Origin of the sequence: Methylobacterium endophyticum, assembly GCF_050591105.1 — a bacterium.
GTDB lineage: Bacteria > Pseudomonadota > Alphaproteobacteria > Rhizobiales > Beijerinckiaceae > Methylobacterium.
In genome coordinates, this window is the sequence record NZ_JBNHES010000012.1 from 92516 (window position 1) to 106626 (window position 14111).

13 protein-coding genes are annotated in these 14111 nt (G+C 67.3%); all 13 read right to left on the bottom strand.

Annotation, left to right across the window (positions count from 1 at the left end; all coding sequences use genetic code 11):
* Positions 1 to 8: 8 nt before the first annotated feature.
* The 13 genes from ACP56T_RS14430 to nuoH all read right to left on the bottom strand — a co-directional run bounded on the left by ACP56T_RS14430 (position 9) and on the right by nuoH (position 14107).
* Entirely contained in the window at positions 9 to 1298 is a 1290-nt protein-coding gene (locus tag ACP56T_RS14430; protein ID WP_430912826.1) for a lipoprotein-releasing ABC transporter permease subunit, read from the bottom strand.
* Between the two features lie 7 nt (positions 1299 to 1305).
* Complete coding sequence (gene proS, locus ACP56T_RS14435; RefSeq protein ID WP_430912827.1) at positions 1306 to 2631, bottom strand: proline--tRNA ligase; 1326 nt, start codon at positions 2629 to 2631, stop codon at positions 1306 to 1308.
* 424 nt (positions 2632 to 3055) lie between these two features.
* Positions 3056 to 3337, bottom strand: coding sequence for a DUF1467 family protein (locus ACP56T_RS14440; RefSeq protein ID WP_430912883.1), 282 nt, complete (start codon positions 3335 to 3337; stop codon positions 3056 to 3058).
* A 59-nt stretch (positions 3338 to 3396) separates the two neighbouring features.
* Positions 3397 to 3801, bottom strand: a complete 405-nt coding sequence (gene mce, locus ACP56T_RS14445; protein WP_430912828.1) for a methylmalonyl-CoA epimerase — start codon at positions 3799 to 3801, stop codon at positions 3397 to 3399.
* A gap of 65 nt (positions 3802 to 3866) precedes the next feature.
* Positions 3867 to 5540: a ribonuclease J gene (locus tag ACP56T_RS14450; protein ID WP_430912829.1), complete on the bottom strand. Its 1674-nt coding sequence runs from the start codon at positions 5538 to 5540 to the stop codon at positions 3867 to 3869.
* A gap of 16 nt (positions 5541 to 5556) precedes the next feature.
* Positions 5557 to 6357: a biotin--[acetyl-CoA-carboxylase] ligase gene (locus ACP56T_RS14455; RefSeq protein WP_430912830.1), complete on the bottom strand. Its 801-nt coding sequence runs from the start codon at positions 6355 to 6357 to the stop codon at positions 5557 to 5559.
* Between the two features lie 13 nt (positions 6358 to 6370).
* Positions 6371 to 7822: an NADH-quinone oxidoreductase subunit NuoN gene (gene nuoN, locus ACP56T_RS14460; RefSeq protein ID WP_430912831.1), complete on the bottom strand. Its 1452-nt coding sequence runs from the start codon at positions 7820 to 7822 to the stop codon at positions 6371 to 6373.
* An 11-nt stretch (positions 7823 to 7833) separates the two neighbouring features.
* Positions 7834 to 9354: an NADH-quinone oxidoreductase subunit M gene (locus ACP56T_RS14465; protein ID WP_430912832.1), complete on the bottom strand. Its 1521-nt coding sequence runs from the start codon at positions 9352 to 9354 to the stop codon at positions 7834 to 7836.
* A complete protein-coding gene (gene nuoL / locus ACP56T_RS14470; protein ID WP_430912833.1) occupies positions 9354 to 11387 on the bottom strand; it encodes an NADH-quinone oxidoreductase subunit L in 2034 nt (677 codons plus the stop codon). Before nuoL ends, ACP56T_RS14465 begins: the two co-directional genes overlap by 1 nt.
* 49 nt (positions 11388 to 11436) lie before the next feature.
* Complete coding sequence (gene nuoK, locus ACP56T_RS14475; RefSeq protein WP_430912834.1) at positions 11437 to 11742, bottom strand: NADH-quinone oxidoreductase subunit NuoK; 306 nt, start codon at positions 11740 to 11742, stop codon at positions 11437 to 11439.
* 34 nt (positions 11743 to 11776) lie between these two features.
* The gene (locus tag ACP56T_RS14480; protein WP_430912835.1) at positions 11777 to 12397 is read right to left on the bottom strand and encodes an NADH-quinone oxidoreductase subunit J; all 621 of its coding nucleotides are present in this window, start codon (positions 12395 to 12397) and stop codon (positions 11777 to 11779) included.
* 173 nt (positions 12398 to 12570) lie between these two features.
* The gene (gene nuoI, locus ACP56T_RS14485) at positions 12571 to 13059 is read right to left on the bottom strand and encodes an NADH-quinone oxidoreductase subunit NuoI (protein WP_430912836.1); all 489 of its coding nucleotides are present in this window, start codon (positions 13057 to 13059) and stop codon (positions 12571 to 12573) included.
* Between the two features lie 25 nt (positions 13060 to 13084).
* A complete protein-coding gene (nuoH, locus tag ACP56T_RS14490; protein ID WP_430912837.1) occupies positions 13085 to 14107 on the bottom strand; it encodes an NADH-quinone oxidoreductase subunit NuoH in 1023 nt (340 codons plus the stop codon).
* Positions 14108 to 14111 lie beyond the last annotated feature (4 nt).

Consider the following 14111-nt stretch of genomic DNA (forward strand, 5'->3'; position numbering starts at 1 on the left):
TGTCCGCCTCAGCCGTAGCGCAGGGCCTGCACCGGATCGAGCCGGGCGGCGCGCCATGACGGGTAGAGGGTGGCGACGAGGCAGAGCGCGAAGGAGGTGAGCACCACCACGGTGATCTCGGTGGGGTTCATCTCGGCCGGGATCTCGGCGAGGAAGCGCACGGTCGGGTCCCAGGCGCCGGGGAAGAGCACCCGCTGGATCGGCTTGATGTTGAGCGTGACGATGATGCCGAGGGCGAGCCCGGCGAGCGTGCCGACGATGCCGATGAGCGCCCCGTTGATGAGGAAGACCCGCATCACCGTGCCCGGCGTCGCGCCCATGGTGCGCAGGATGGCGATGTCGCTCGACTTGTCGCGCACCAGCAGGATCAGGCCGGAGATGATGTTGAGCGTCGCCACCACCACGATCAGGCTGAGGATGAGGAACATCACGTTCCGCTCCACCTCCAGCGCTCCGAAGAAGGTGCGGTTGCGCTGGCGCCAGTCGGTGAGCAGCACCGGGCGCTCGGCCGCCATCTCGAGGGGCTCGCGCATCTCGGCAACGAAGTCCGGCTTGTCGACATAGATCTCGATGAGGCTGACGTCGCCGTCGCGGTTGAAGAAGGCTTGGCTCTCCGCGAGCGGCATGAATACGAAGGTCGAATCGAACTCGGTCATGCCGATCTCGAAGATCGCCTTCACCGCGTAGGTCTTGGTGCGCGGCGCCGTGCCGAAGGGGGTGGTCGCGCCCTTCGGCGTCGAGAGCGTGATCTGGTCGCCCGCCTGGAGGCCGAGCGTGTCGGCGAGGCGCCGGCCGATGGCGACGCCGCTGCCGTCGTCGAAGCCTTCCAGCGTGCCGCCGCGGACATTCTTCGAGATGGCGGCGATCTTGTCGAGGTCCTCGCCCTTCACGCCGCGCACCAGCACGCCGCTGCCGCCATAGGGCGAGGAGGCGAAGGCCTGCCCCTCCACCAGCGGGATCGCGGCGCGCACCCCGGCAACCTTGGAGAGACGGTCGGAGAGGTCGGTGTAATCGGTGAAGAGCTTGTCGATGGGCGTGACGAAGACGTGCCCGTTGATGCCGACGATCTTCGAGAGCAGCTCCGTGCGGAAGCCGTTCATCACCGAGAGCACGATGATGAGCGTGCCGACGCCGAGCGCGATGCCGAGCACGGAGAAGAAGGCCACCACGGAGACGCCGCCGCCGCGCCGCCGCGCGCGCAGGTAGCGCCCGGCGATCAGCCATTCGAAGCCGGCGAAGGGCGCCGTCGCGCCCTTGCTCCGGAAACGCCCGATCATCCCCGTGGCGGATACGGCCATCCCCGCCTCAGAGCCGCTTCAGGCGGGCGAGCAGCTCGACGGGCGCCCAGGTCTCGCGCTCGCCGGTGGCGCGGCGCTTCAGCTCGACCTTGCCTTCGGCGAGCCCCTTCGGGCCGACGATGACCTGCCAGGGCAGGCCGATCAGATCGGCGGTGGCGAACTTGGCGCCCGGCCGCTCGTCGCGGTCGTCGTAGAGCACGGAGAGGCCGCCGGCCTCGAGCTGGGCCTGGATTGCGGCGCAGGCGCCATCGGTGCCCGCATCGCCGACCTTGAGATTGATGAGCGCCACGTCGAAGGGGGCCACGGAGTCGGGCCAGACGATGCCGGCTTCGTCGTGGCTCGCCTCGACGATGGCCGCGACGAGCCGGCTCGGGCCGATGCCGTAGGAGCCCATATGCACGGGCCGCTCGATCCCATCCGGCCCGGTGACGACCGCGCCCATGGGCTCGGAATACTTGGTGCCGAAATAGAAGATGTGCCCGACCTCGATGCCGCGCGCGGCGAGCCGGCTCGCCTCCGGCACCTCGGCGAAGGCCGCCGGCTCGTGCATCTCGTCGGTGGCAGCGTAATGCGACGTCCAGGCGTCGACGATGCCTTGCAGGCCGGCGACGTCCTCGAAATCGGTGGTGGCGGCCGGGATGTCGAAATCGAGATAGGCCCTGTCGCAGAAGACCTCGCTCTCGCCGGTCTGAGCCAGGATGATGAACTCGTGACTGAGGTCGCCGCCGATGGGTCCCGTATCGGCCCGCATCGGGATCGCCTTCAGTCCGAGGCCGGCGAAGGTGCGCAGGTAGGCCACGAACATGCGGTTATAGGCGTGGCGCGCGCCGGCCTGGTCGAAGTCGAAGGAATAGGCGTCCTTCATCAGGAACTCGCGCGAGCGCATTGTGCCGAAGCGCGGCCGCACCTCGTCGCGGAACTTCCAGGAGATCTGGTAGAGGTTCTTCGGCAGATCCTTGTAGGAGCGCACGCTCGCCCGGAAGATCTCCGTGACCATCTCCTCGGCGGTGGGGCCGTAGAGCATCTCGCGGTCGTGCCGGTCCTTGATGCGCAGCATCTCCTTGCCGTAGGCGTCGTAGCGGCCGGATTCCTTCCAGAGATCGGCGGACTGCACCGTCGGCATCAGGATCTCGACGGCGCCCGAGCGGTCCTGCTCCTCGCGCACCACGGCGCAGACCCTGTTCAGCACCCGCAGGCCCATGGGCAGCCAGGCATAGATGCCGGCCGCCTCCTGGCGGATCAGCCCCGCTCGCAGCATCAGCCGGTGCGAGACGATTTCGGCCTCCTTGGGCGTCTCGCGCAAGGTGGGCATGAAGTAGCGGGAGAGACGCATCACGGGCCTTGGTGGAACACGGGGCCGCCGCCCTCGCGGGCGGGGACGACCGGGCGCACAGAACACATAGCACCCGGAAAACACAAGCGCCGAAGGCCGGTTGGCGCCGAGTGTCGCCGTTCTTCGGAAGCCTCGGCGCTCCGAAGGGACGGGGCCGAAACGGCATCCCCATTTTCCCGGCAAAAAAGCGCAGTTTTCTCTTTCAGGGCGGGTGACAGGGCGAATTCTTGTTCCTATAAGCATCCCCGCGATGGTCGCGGGGCTGATATGCCCCAGCGCACGGTCCGAGTCTCGGGAGGAAAAACAGCCGCCACGCAAGCAATGCGTAGGACAATCAAAGGCTGGCTCACTATTCTACTGGACCACAAAGCAAGGCTTTCTGCCTTGCTTTTTTATTGTGTGGTCAACCTCGCCGAAGCGGCTCTCACAATCCCGTAAGCGGAAAAATCACGAGGGCGGCCACGAGCGCGATGCCGGCAAAAAGCGTCGTCCAGAGCGCCTTCTCGCGCAGGCGCGGCGCCGCCGGTGCACCGGGATCCTGGCCCGGCACGAGGCGCTCGGGCCGGATCTCGGGCTGGTTGCGCAGAGGCAGGACGGCGAAGAGCAGCGTCCACCAGATCACGAAATAGAGCGCGACGGCGCCGCCGATCGTCAGCCTGAACACGCCGACCGCCGCGGCGATGAAGGCCGCCGCGAGCAGGCCCATCGCCCCCAGCGTAGCCGGGGTCGAGCGCGAGAGCCTCGCGAGCGGCCGCGCCGGGGCGCTCACACCTGCTCCAGCTCGACGAGCGTGCCGAGGAAGTCCTTGGGGTGCAGGAACAGCACCGGCTTGCCATGCGCGCCGATGCGGGGCTCGCCGGTGCCGAGCACGCGGGCGCCCTGGCCTTTCAGCTTGTCGCGGGCGGCGAGGATGTCGTCCACCTCGTAGCAGACATGGTGGATGCCGCCGCCGGGATTGCGCTCCACGAAGCTTTCGATGGGCGAGCCCTCGCCGAGCGGCGCCATCAGCTCGATCTTGCTGTTGGGCAGTTCCACGAACACGACGGTGACGCCGTGCTCGGGCTGGGGCAGCGGAGCGGTGAGCGTCGCGCCCAGCGTGTCGCGGTAGACGGCGCAGGCAGCGTCGAGATCGCGCACCGCGATGGCCACATGGTTGAGCTTGCCGATCATCCCGTTCGCTCCCTTGCCTTCTTGATCTCGCGCCCTCCCCTGCCGGGAGAGGGCGCGCGCGTCAATCAGACCTCGACCACCTGGACGTGGCAGGCGGGCTTCTTGCCCCATTGCTCGTTGACGGCCGAGCGCACCGCCCGGTCGACGGCCTTCTCGACGGCCTCCGAATCCCGGCGCTTGCCCTTGCCGAGGCCGGAGAGCGTGCGCGACACCGTATCGACCACGATGTCGATCATCGCCCCGCCGGACCGGCCGCGATTGGGCAGGCCGATGATGTCGATGGCCGGCTCGCCCAGGACCTCGCCCGTCTCGTCGATGGCGATGGCGACGGACACGAGGCCAGCCTGCATGAGCTTGCGCCGCTCGGGGATGGCGCGGTCCTTCTCGTCGATCAGTACGACGCCGTCGCGGAAGAGCCGGCCCGCCTTGACGTGGTCGACCACCTCCGGCAGCCCCGGAGCGAGGCGTATCACGCTGCCGTTACGCGCCTTGACGACGTTGCCGACACCCTGGGCGCGGGCGAAGCGGGCGTGCTCGTCGAGATGCAGCGCCTCGCCATGGACGGGGATCGCGGTCTGCGGCCGCGTCCAGGCGTAGAAATCGGCCATCTCGTCGCGACGCGGATGGCCGGAGACGTGGACGAGCTCGGTGCGGTCGGTGATCACCTCGACGCCCATCTCGATGAGGTCGTTGATGATGGCGCCGACGTCGCGCTCGTTGCCGGGAATGGCGCGCGAGGAGAAGATCACCTTGTCGCCGGCCGCCAGCGAGACCGCCGGATGGTCCTTGCGGGAGACCCGCGCCATGGCGGCCCTCGGCTCGCCCTGCGAGCCGGTGAGCAGGGCTACCACCTTGTTGCGCGGCAGCTGGCTGTAGCTGTCCGCCGAGCGGAACTCGGGCAGGCCGTCGAGATAGCCGCATTCGCGCGCCACCTCGATCACCCGGTCCATCGCCCGGCCGACGGCGATGACCTCGCGCCCGCACGCCTTGGCGGCCTCCGCCACCGCGCGGATGCGGGCGACGTTGGAGGCGAAGGTGGTGACGGCCACCCGCTGCGGCGCCGCGGCAATGAGCCGGGCCAGGGTCTCGGAGACCTGCGCCTCGCTGGGCGAGCGGCCCTCGCGCACGACGTTGGTCGAGTCGCAGACGAGCGCCAGGATGCCCTCGTCGCCGAGCGCGCGGAAGGACTCCTCGGAGGTCACGTCACCGACGACCGGCGTCGGGTCGATCTTCCAGTCGCCGGTATGGACCACGAGCCCGTGCGCCGTGCGGATCGCCACCGCGTTCGACTCCGGGATCGAGTGCGAGACCGGCACGAACTCGATCTCGAACGGACCGACGGTGAGCCGCTTGCCCGGCACGATCTGGCGCAGGTCCACCTTCGGGGCGCCCGGTTCGCCGAGGCGGCGGGCCTCGAGCAGGTTCTTGGCGAAGCGCGTCGCGTAGACCGGCACCTTCAGCTTGGGCCACAGCTCGCTGATCGCGCCGATATGGTCCTCGTGTGCGTGGGTGATGAAGATGCCGAGCAGGTCTTGCCGGCGCTCCTCGATGAAGGACAGGTCGGGGAACATGACGTCGATGCCGGGCATGGCCTCTTCGCCCGCGAAGCCCATCCCGCAATCGACCATGATCCATTTCCGGCGCTTTTCCGGGCCGAAGCCGTAGAGCGCCGCGTTCATCCCGATCTCGCCCACGCCGCCGAGCGGCAGGAAGACGAGCTCGTCTTCTGTTGTCGTCATCACCACACGTCCAAACTCAGGCCGCCGTCGCGGCCGTCCCGAAATGTACCTCGCCCGCCGTCACGGTTCGCCGGGCTCCGTCCGGGGCGAGGATCACGAGCCGCCCCCCCTCGTCTATCGTGTCGAACCGTCCCCGGAGGGTCTCGCAGTCCAGCCGGACCGCGACCGCCTCTCCGAGGCCCGCCGCGAACCGGAGCCAGCGCTCGCGGATGGCGGGGAAATTCCGTCCCTGGTTCCAGATCCGGCCCGCCTCGACGAGCCGGCCGGTCAGGTGTTCGAACAGCGCCTCGGCCGTGGCCGGAACGCCGAGATCCGCCAGCGCCGTCGCCGGATAGGCGAGGCCCGCGGGCGCCGCGACCACGTTCACGCCGAACCCGACGACCAGAGCGCGCCGTCCGCCCGGCAGCGACTCCGATTCGAGCAGGATGCCGGCGAGCTTGGCCTCCCCCGCCAGCACGTCGTTCGGCCATTTGAGCCGGAAGCGCGGCTCCTGTCCGGCAACCGGCACGGCGCCGAGGAGATCGCCCAGGGCCTGGACCAGGGCGAGACCCGCGACGAAGCCGAGCGTCGCCACCCTCTCGGGAGCGACACCGGCCACGGGCCAGAGCAGGCTCGCTGTAAGGTTTCCCGGCAGCGAGGTCCAGTGATTGCCGCGCCGACCCCGCCCCGCATCCTGACGCGCGGCGACGACCCAGAGCGGCCCGGTCTCGCCGCATCGCGCCCGTTCCAGCGCCTCCGTGTTGGTGGAGGCCAGCCTGTCATGGGCGTGGAGGCGGTGTCCTTCCGCCCGCGCCGCGTCGCTGAGGCGATAGGCCAAATCCCGTCCCGGTCTAGAACAGCGACCTGGCCGCCGCGCCGGCCGCACTCACGAGCGGCGCCGGCAGCAGCCAGAACAGCACCACCACGACGCTCGACAGGCCGAGCACGATGGCCGGTCCCGGCGGGATCGCCTCGTAGCGCTCCTTCGGCTCGTCGAAATACATCACCTTCACGAGGCGCAGGTAGTAGAACGCTCCGACCACGCTGGTGACGACACCGATGACGGCGAGCGTCAGCAGGCCCGCCTTGATAGCGGCGGCGAAGACGTAGAACTTGCCGAAGAAACCGGCCAGCGGCGGGATGCCGGCGAGCGAGAACATCATCATCGCGAGGCAGAAGGCCAGCACCGGATGCGTGCGCGAGAGCCCCGACAGGTCGTCGATGGTCTCGAACATCTCCTTGCCGCGCCGGAGCGACAGAATGATCGCGAAGGCGCCGAGCGTCATGGCGAGGTAGATGATCATGTAGATCACCACGCCCCGGATGCCCTCCTCGGAGCCGGCCGCGAGCCCGATCAGCGCGTAGCCGACATTGCCGATGGAGGAATAGGCCATCAGGCGCTTGAGGTTGCGCTGGCCGATGGCCGCGAAGGACCCGAGCGCCATGGAGGCGATGGCGACGAAGACGATGATCTGCTGCCAGATCGCGGTCACGTCCGGGAAGGCGCCGACGAAGACGCGCACCGTCATCGCCACGGCCGCCATCTTCGGCGCCGAGGCGAAGAAGGCCGTCACCGGGGTCGGCGAGCCCTCGTAGACGTCGGGCGTCCACATGTGGAACGGCACGGCCGACATCTTGAAGGCGACGCCGGCGGCCACGAACACGATGCCGAGCACGATGCCGAAGCCGGTCCCCTCGTGCAGCGCCGAAACGATGCCGGGGAAGGAGACCGTGCCGGTGAAGCCGTAGACCAGCGAGGAACCGTAGAGCAGCATGCCCGAGGAGAGCGCGCCGAGGACGAAGTATTTCAGGCCCGCTTCCGTGGACTTCACGTCGTCCCGGTGGAAGGCGGCGATGACATAGGCGGCGAGCGATTGCAGCTCGAGGCCGAGATAGAGCGCGATCAGGTCGTTGGCCGAGGCCATCACCATCATGCCGATGGTGCAGAGCACGATCAGGATCGGGTACTCGAAACGGTCGATGCGCGCGCGCTGGAAGAAGTCCCGCGACAGCAGGATCGTCGCCGCCGAGCCGAGCAGGATCAGCGCCTTCATCACCCGCGAGAAGGAGTCCGAGATGAAGGCGCCGTTGAGCGTCGTCACCTTCTGCGGGGGCTGCGTCATCACGACGAAGAGCGCCAGGATCAGCAGGATCAGGGCGCCGACATTGACGCCCTCGGCCGAACGCTCGCCCCGGAAGGCGCCGAACAGGATCAGCACCATCACGCCCACGCCGAGGATCAGCTCCGGCAGCAGCGGCGATAGGCTCGGGAGCACGGCGTGCAAGGTCTGCGCGGCGTTCATCGATCCACCGTTCAAGGCACGAGCGGCAGAGCGGCGGCGGCCGTCTGCGTGTTGGAGAGCGCGGCCTTCATGCTCGCCATCAGCGCCTCCGTCGAGGGGGCGAAGACGTCGAGGATCGGGGCCGGGTGGACACCGTAGTAGATCGTCAGCGCCACCAGCGGCGCGAGGATCAGCTTCTCGCGGTTGTCGAGGTCGAGGATTCCCTGGAGGCTCGGCTTGTCGAGCGTCCCGTAGATCACGCGGGCATAGAGCCAGAGCGCATAGCCGGCCGATAGGATGATGCCGAAGACCGAGAAGAAGGCCACCGTCGGATTGGCGCGGAAGGCACCCATCATCGCCAGGAACTCGCCGACGAAGCCGGAGGTGCCGGGCAGGCCGACATTGGCCATGGTGAAGACCATCATCGCCACCGCGTAGAGCGGCATGCGCTTCACCAGCCCCCCATAGGCGGCGATCTCGCGGGTGTGCATGCGGTCGTAGACGACGCCGACGGCGAGGAAGAGCGCGCCGGACACGATCCCGTGCGAGATCATCAGGAACAGCGCGCCCTGGATGCCCTGCTCGTTCAGGGTGAACAGGCCGAGCGTCACGAAGCCCATATGCGCCACGGACGAATAGGCGATGAGCTTCTTGATGTCGGTCTGCATCATCGCGGTGAGCGAGGTGACGATGATCGCGATCACCGAGAGGGCGAAGACCAGCGGCGCGAAATGCTGGCTCGCGTCCGGCAGCATCGGCAGCGAGACCCGGATGAAGCCGTAGCCGCCCATCTTGAGCAGGATGCCGGCCAGAATCACCGAGCCCGCCGTCGGTGCCTCGACATGGGCGTCGGGAAGCCAGGTATGGACCGGCCACATCGGCATCTTCACCGCGAAGGAGGCGAAGAAGGCGAGCCACAGCCACCACTGCATGCCGGCGGGGAAGCGGTGCTGGAGGAGGGTCGGGATGTCGGTAGTGCCAGCATGCCAGTACATCGCCATGATGGCGAGCAGCATCAGCACCGAGCCGAGCAAGGTGTAGAGGAAGAACTTGAAGCTCGCATAGATGCGCCGCTTGCCGCCCCAGATGCCGATGATGAGGAACATCGGGATCAGACCGGCCTCGAAGAACAGGTAGAACAGCACCAGATCGAGCGCGCAGAAGACGCCGATCATGGTGGTCTCCAGCACCAGGAAGGCGACGAAATACTCCTTCACGCGCTTGTCGATCGAGTTCCAAGACGCGCCGATGCAGAACGGCATCAGGAAGGTCGTCAGCAGCACGAGCGGCATCGAGAAGCCATCGAGCCCGAGCTTGAAGCGGATCGTATCGGTGAGCCAGGCATGGCTCTCCACGAGCTGGAAGCTCGGCGAGGTGGCGTCGTAACGGCTCCAGGCCACCAGCGAGAGCAGGAAGGTGACGAGGGTCGTCGCCAGCGCCGCCCAGCGGGCGTTGCGGGCCACCGCCTTCTCGTCGCCCGAGAGCGTGAGGATGAAGGCCGCCCCGCAGAGCGGGACGATCAGCAGGCCGGAGAGGATGCCGAGGCCGAGCATCAGTGCGCTCCTCCGGCCGCGCCGGTCATCAGGTACCAGGTGACGAGGCCGGCCACGCCGACGAGCATCACGAAGGCGTAGTGGTAGACATAGCCGGTCTGGAGGCGGACAACGCCGCGGGTGACGTCGACGACGCGCGCCGAGATGCCGTCCGGGCCGAAGCCGTCGATGACGCGCCCGTCGCCCTCCTTCCAGAAGAAGAGGCCGAGCCACTTCGCCGGCCGCACGAAGATCCGGTCGTAGATCTCGTCGAAGTACCACTTGTTGAGCAGGAAGTTGTACAACAGCGGCATCTGGGTCGCGAGCGTATGCGGCACATCGGGCCGGCGGAGATACATCCAGAACGCCAGCACGAAGCCGAGCAGCATCATGATGAACGGCGCCGCCGAGACCAGCGCCGGCACGTGATGGATGTCGTGCATGATGTGGTTGTCGTGGCCGTGCGCGAGCGCATGGCCCCAGAACGCATCCATGCCCTCGCCGATGAAGCGGTCCTTGAAGATCAGGCCGGCGAAGAGCGCGCCGAAGGCGAGGATCGCCAGCGGGATCGTCATCACCAGCGGGCTCTCGTGCGGGGTATGGGCGTGATGGTCGTCGTGATGCGCGTCGGCGGTGGCCACCGCGTGGCCGTGATCGTCATGGGCCGCCGCATGATGATCGTCATGTGCATGCGCGTCGTGACCATGGGCACCCCAGCGGGCCGGCCCCTCGAAGGTCATGAAGAACAGGCGCCAGGAGTAGAACGAGGTCATCAGCGCGGCGATCACGGTGGCCATGAAGGCGAGCGTGTGGCCCGGCCGGGTCGAGGCATAGGCCGCTTCGATGATCGCGTCCTTCGAGTAGTAGCCGGCCGTGAAGGGGAAGCCGATCAGCGCGAGCGTACCGATGGTCATCATCGCCGTGGTGAAAGGGATGAAGCGGCGCAGCGCCCCCATGTTCCGCATGTCCTGCTCGTGGTGCATCGCATGGATGACCGAGCCGGCGCCGAGGAAGAGCAGCGCCTTGAAGAAGGCGTGCGTGAACAGGTGGAACACCCCGGCCGAGTAGGCCCCGACGCCGAGCGCCACGAACATGTAGCCGAGCTGCGAGCAGGTCGAATAGGCAATGACCCGCTTGATGTCGTTCTGCACGAGGCCGACCGTCGCCGCGAAGAAGGCGGTGATGCCGCCGATCACGGTGACGACCACGAGCGCGTCCGGCGCCATCTCGAAGAGCGGCGACAGGCGCGCCACCATGAACACGCCGGCCGTCACCATGGTGGCGGCATGGATAAGGGCGGAGACCGGGGTCGGGCCCTCCATGGCGTCCGGCAGCCAGGTGTGCAGCAGGAATTGCGCCGACTTGCCCATGGCGCCCATGAACAGCAGCAGGCAGGCGAGCGTCAGGGCGTGCCAATCATGGCCGAGGAAGTGGAAATGCGCGTCCTTCAGCTCCTCGACGCGCGGGAAGATCCCGTCGAAGGCCACCGAGCCGAACAGCACGAAGACGAGGAAGATGCCGAGCGAGAAGCCGAAATCGCCGACGCGATTGACGATGAAGGCCTTCATCGCGGCGGCATTGGCCGAGGGCTTCTCGTACCAGAAGCCGATCAGCAGGTAGCTCGCGAGGCCCACGCCCTCCCAGCCGAAGAACATCTGCACAAGGTTGTCGGCCGTCACCAGCATCAGCATGGCGAAGGTGAACAGCGACAGGTAGGCGAAGAAGCGCGGCCGGTGCGGATCCTCCTCCATGTAGCCCACGGAGTAGAGATGCACGAGGGTCGACACGGTGGTGACGACGACGAGCATCACCTTGGTCAGCCGGTCGATGCGGAAGGCCCAGTCGACGGTGAGGTCGCCGGCGCTAAACCAGTGCGCCACCTGCACGCGCAGGGCGTGGTCGCCGTGCTCGAAGAAGACGCCCCAGGCGATCAGGCAGGAGAAGGCCAGGCAGCCCGTGGTGACGTACTCGCACACCTTCGCGCCGAGCACGCGGCCGAACAGCCCCGCGATGAGGGCGCCGATGAGGGGGAAGAAGACGATCGCGTGGTACATCGTGTCCTGCGAATCCGGCGTCGGGCGGGTCGAGCGGGGTTTGAGCCGCTCAGCCCCTCATCATGCTCACGTCCTCGACCGCGATGGAGCCGCGGTTGCGGAAGAACACCACCAGGATCGCGAGCCCGATCGCCGCCTCGGCCGCCGCGACCGTGAGCACGAACAGCGCGAAGACCTGGCCGGTGATGTCGTTGAGGAAGGTCGAGAACGCGACGAGGTTGATGTTCACGGCGAGCAGGATCAGCTCCACCGACATCAGGATCACGATGACGTTCTTGCGATTGATGAAGATGCCCAGCACGCCGAGCGTGAACAGGATCGCCGCGACGGTGAGGTAGTGGCTCAGGCCGATCATCGCGCCTCTCCGAAACGGTTGCGGGGGCCGCCCATCAGACTTCGACGCCCTGGCGGGAGGGAACCTTGCGGGTCTCCACCGCCATGCCCTGCGTACGGGCGCTCTGCACCGAAATGTTCTGGCGCTTCACGCCCGGCCGGTCGCGGAGCGTCAGCACGATGGCGCCGATCATGGCGGTGAGCAGCACGAGGCCGGCGATCTGGAAGAAATAGGCGTAGTCCGTGTAGAGCACGCGCCCGAGCGCATAGGTGTTGGTGAAGCTCTCGCCCGAGGCCGGGTTGCCCAGCGGCGCCTGAACGAGGCCCGGATCGATGCTCCAGGAGCCGACCACGAGCAGGATCTCGATGAGGAAGATCGCGCCGATCAACCCGCCCACCGGCAGGTAGCGCTGAAAGCCCTGGCGCAACTGCGCGAAATCGACGTCGAGCATCATCACGACGAAGAGGAACAGCACCGCGACGGCGCCCACGTAGACGACCACCAGGATCATCGCCAGGAACTCGGCGCCCATCAGCACGAAGAGCCCCGCCGCGTTCACGAAGGCGAGAATCAGGAAGAGCACGGAGGCCACGGGATTGCGCGAGGCGATCACCATGAAGCCCGACGCGATCGCGAGACCCGCGAAGAGATAGAAGAAGGCTGCGGCTGCGGTCATGCGCGTGTCGGGATCGGCCGCCCGTGAGAGCGGCCCCTTCTGCCTCGTGGACCCAACGGGCTGCCGGAGGGCGGCCCGCCTGCTTGCTTGAGACCGGCCGCCCTGGAGGCGGCCCGTCTATAGAACCCGGTCTTGCGCCGCACAACCCGAGTCTGGGCCGTGCGCGGCGGTTGTCAGCGGTAGGGCGCGTCCGCCGCGATGTTGCGCGCGATCTCGCGCTCCCAGCGGTCGCCGTTCAGGAGGAGCTTCTCCTTGTCGTAGAGGAGTTCCTCACGGGTCTCGACGGAGAATTCGAGGTTCGGCCCCTCGACGATGGCGTCCACCGGGCAGGCCTCCTGGCACATGCCGCAATAGATGCATTTCACCATGTCGATGTCGTAACGGGTGGTGCGCCGCGTGCCGTCGTTGCGGCGCGGGCCCGCCTCGATGGTAATGGCCTGAGCCGGGCAGATCGCCTCGCAGAGCTTGCAGGCGATGCAGCGCTCCTCCCCGTTGGGATAGCGGCGCAGGGCGTGCTCGCCGCGAAAGCGCGGCCCGCGATGCCCCATCTCGAAGGGGTAGTCGATCGTCGCCTTGGGCTTGAAGAAATAGCGCATGGCGAGGACGAACCCCGACACGAACTCCTTCAGCAGAAGGCTCTTTGCGACCTGATCGAGCTTCATGCCGCGATCTCCAGCAGGATGTGATTCACGCGCCCGGTGCGAGGCCGGTCAGCTTCAGCACGAAGGCGACGACCACGACGGAGACGAGGGAAATGGGCAGAAAGACCTTCCAGCCGAGCCGCATGAGCTGGTCGTAGCGGTAGCGCGGCACCATCGCCTTCACCATGGCGATCATGAAGAACAGGAAGCTCGCCTTCAGCACGAACCAGATCAGCCCCGGCACCCAGGTGAAGGGCGCGAACGGGATCGGCGACAGCCAGCCGCCCAGGAACAGCACCGTGCCGAGCGCGCACATGGTCATGATCGCCACGTACTCGCCGAGCATGAACAGCAGGTATGGCGTCGAGGAATACTCGACCATGTAGCCGGCGACCAACTCCGATTCGGCCTCCGGCAGGTCGAAGGGCGGACGGTTCGTCTCGGCGAGCGCCGAGATGAAGAACACCACGAACATCGGGAACAGCCACAGCCAGTACCAGCCGAGGATGCCGAGCGAGGTGTCCTGCGCCATCACGATGCGCGAGAGGTTGAGCGAGCCGGCGCACATCAGCACGCAGATGATCACGAAGCCCAGCGAGACCTCGTAGGAGATCATCTGCGCCGTCGAGCGCAGCGCGCCGAGAAAGGCGTATTTCGAGTTCGAGGCCCAGCCGCCCATGATGACGCCGTAGACCATCAGCGACGAGATCGCGAAGATATAGGTGATGCCGACATTGATGTCGGCGATGGCCCAGCCATCGGCCAGCGGAATCACCGCCCAGGCCGAGAGCGCGAGCGTCGCGAAGACCAGCGGCGCCAGCAGGAAGATCGCCTTGTTGGCACCCGCCGGGATCACCGGCTCCTTGATCACGAATTTCAGCAGGTCGGCGAAGGACTGGAACAGCCCCCACGGCCCGACCACGTTCGGGCCGCGCCGGAGCTGGACCGCCGCCCAGATCTTGCGGTCGGCGAGCAGGATGTAGGCGATGAAGACGAGCAGCGCGACCAGCAGGACCACGCTCTTCAGCGCGATCAGCAGCACGGTGCCGAGGACGTCGAGGAAGGTCATCGTC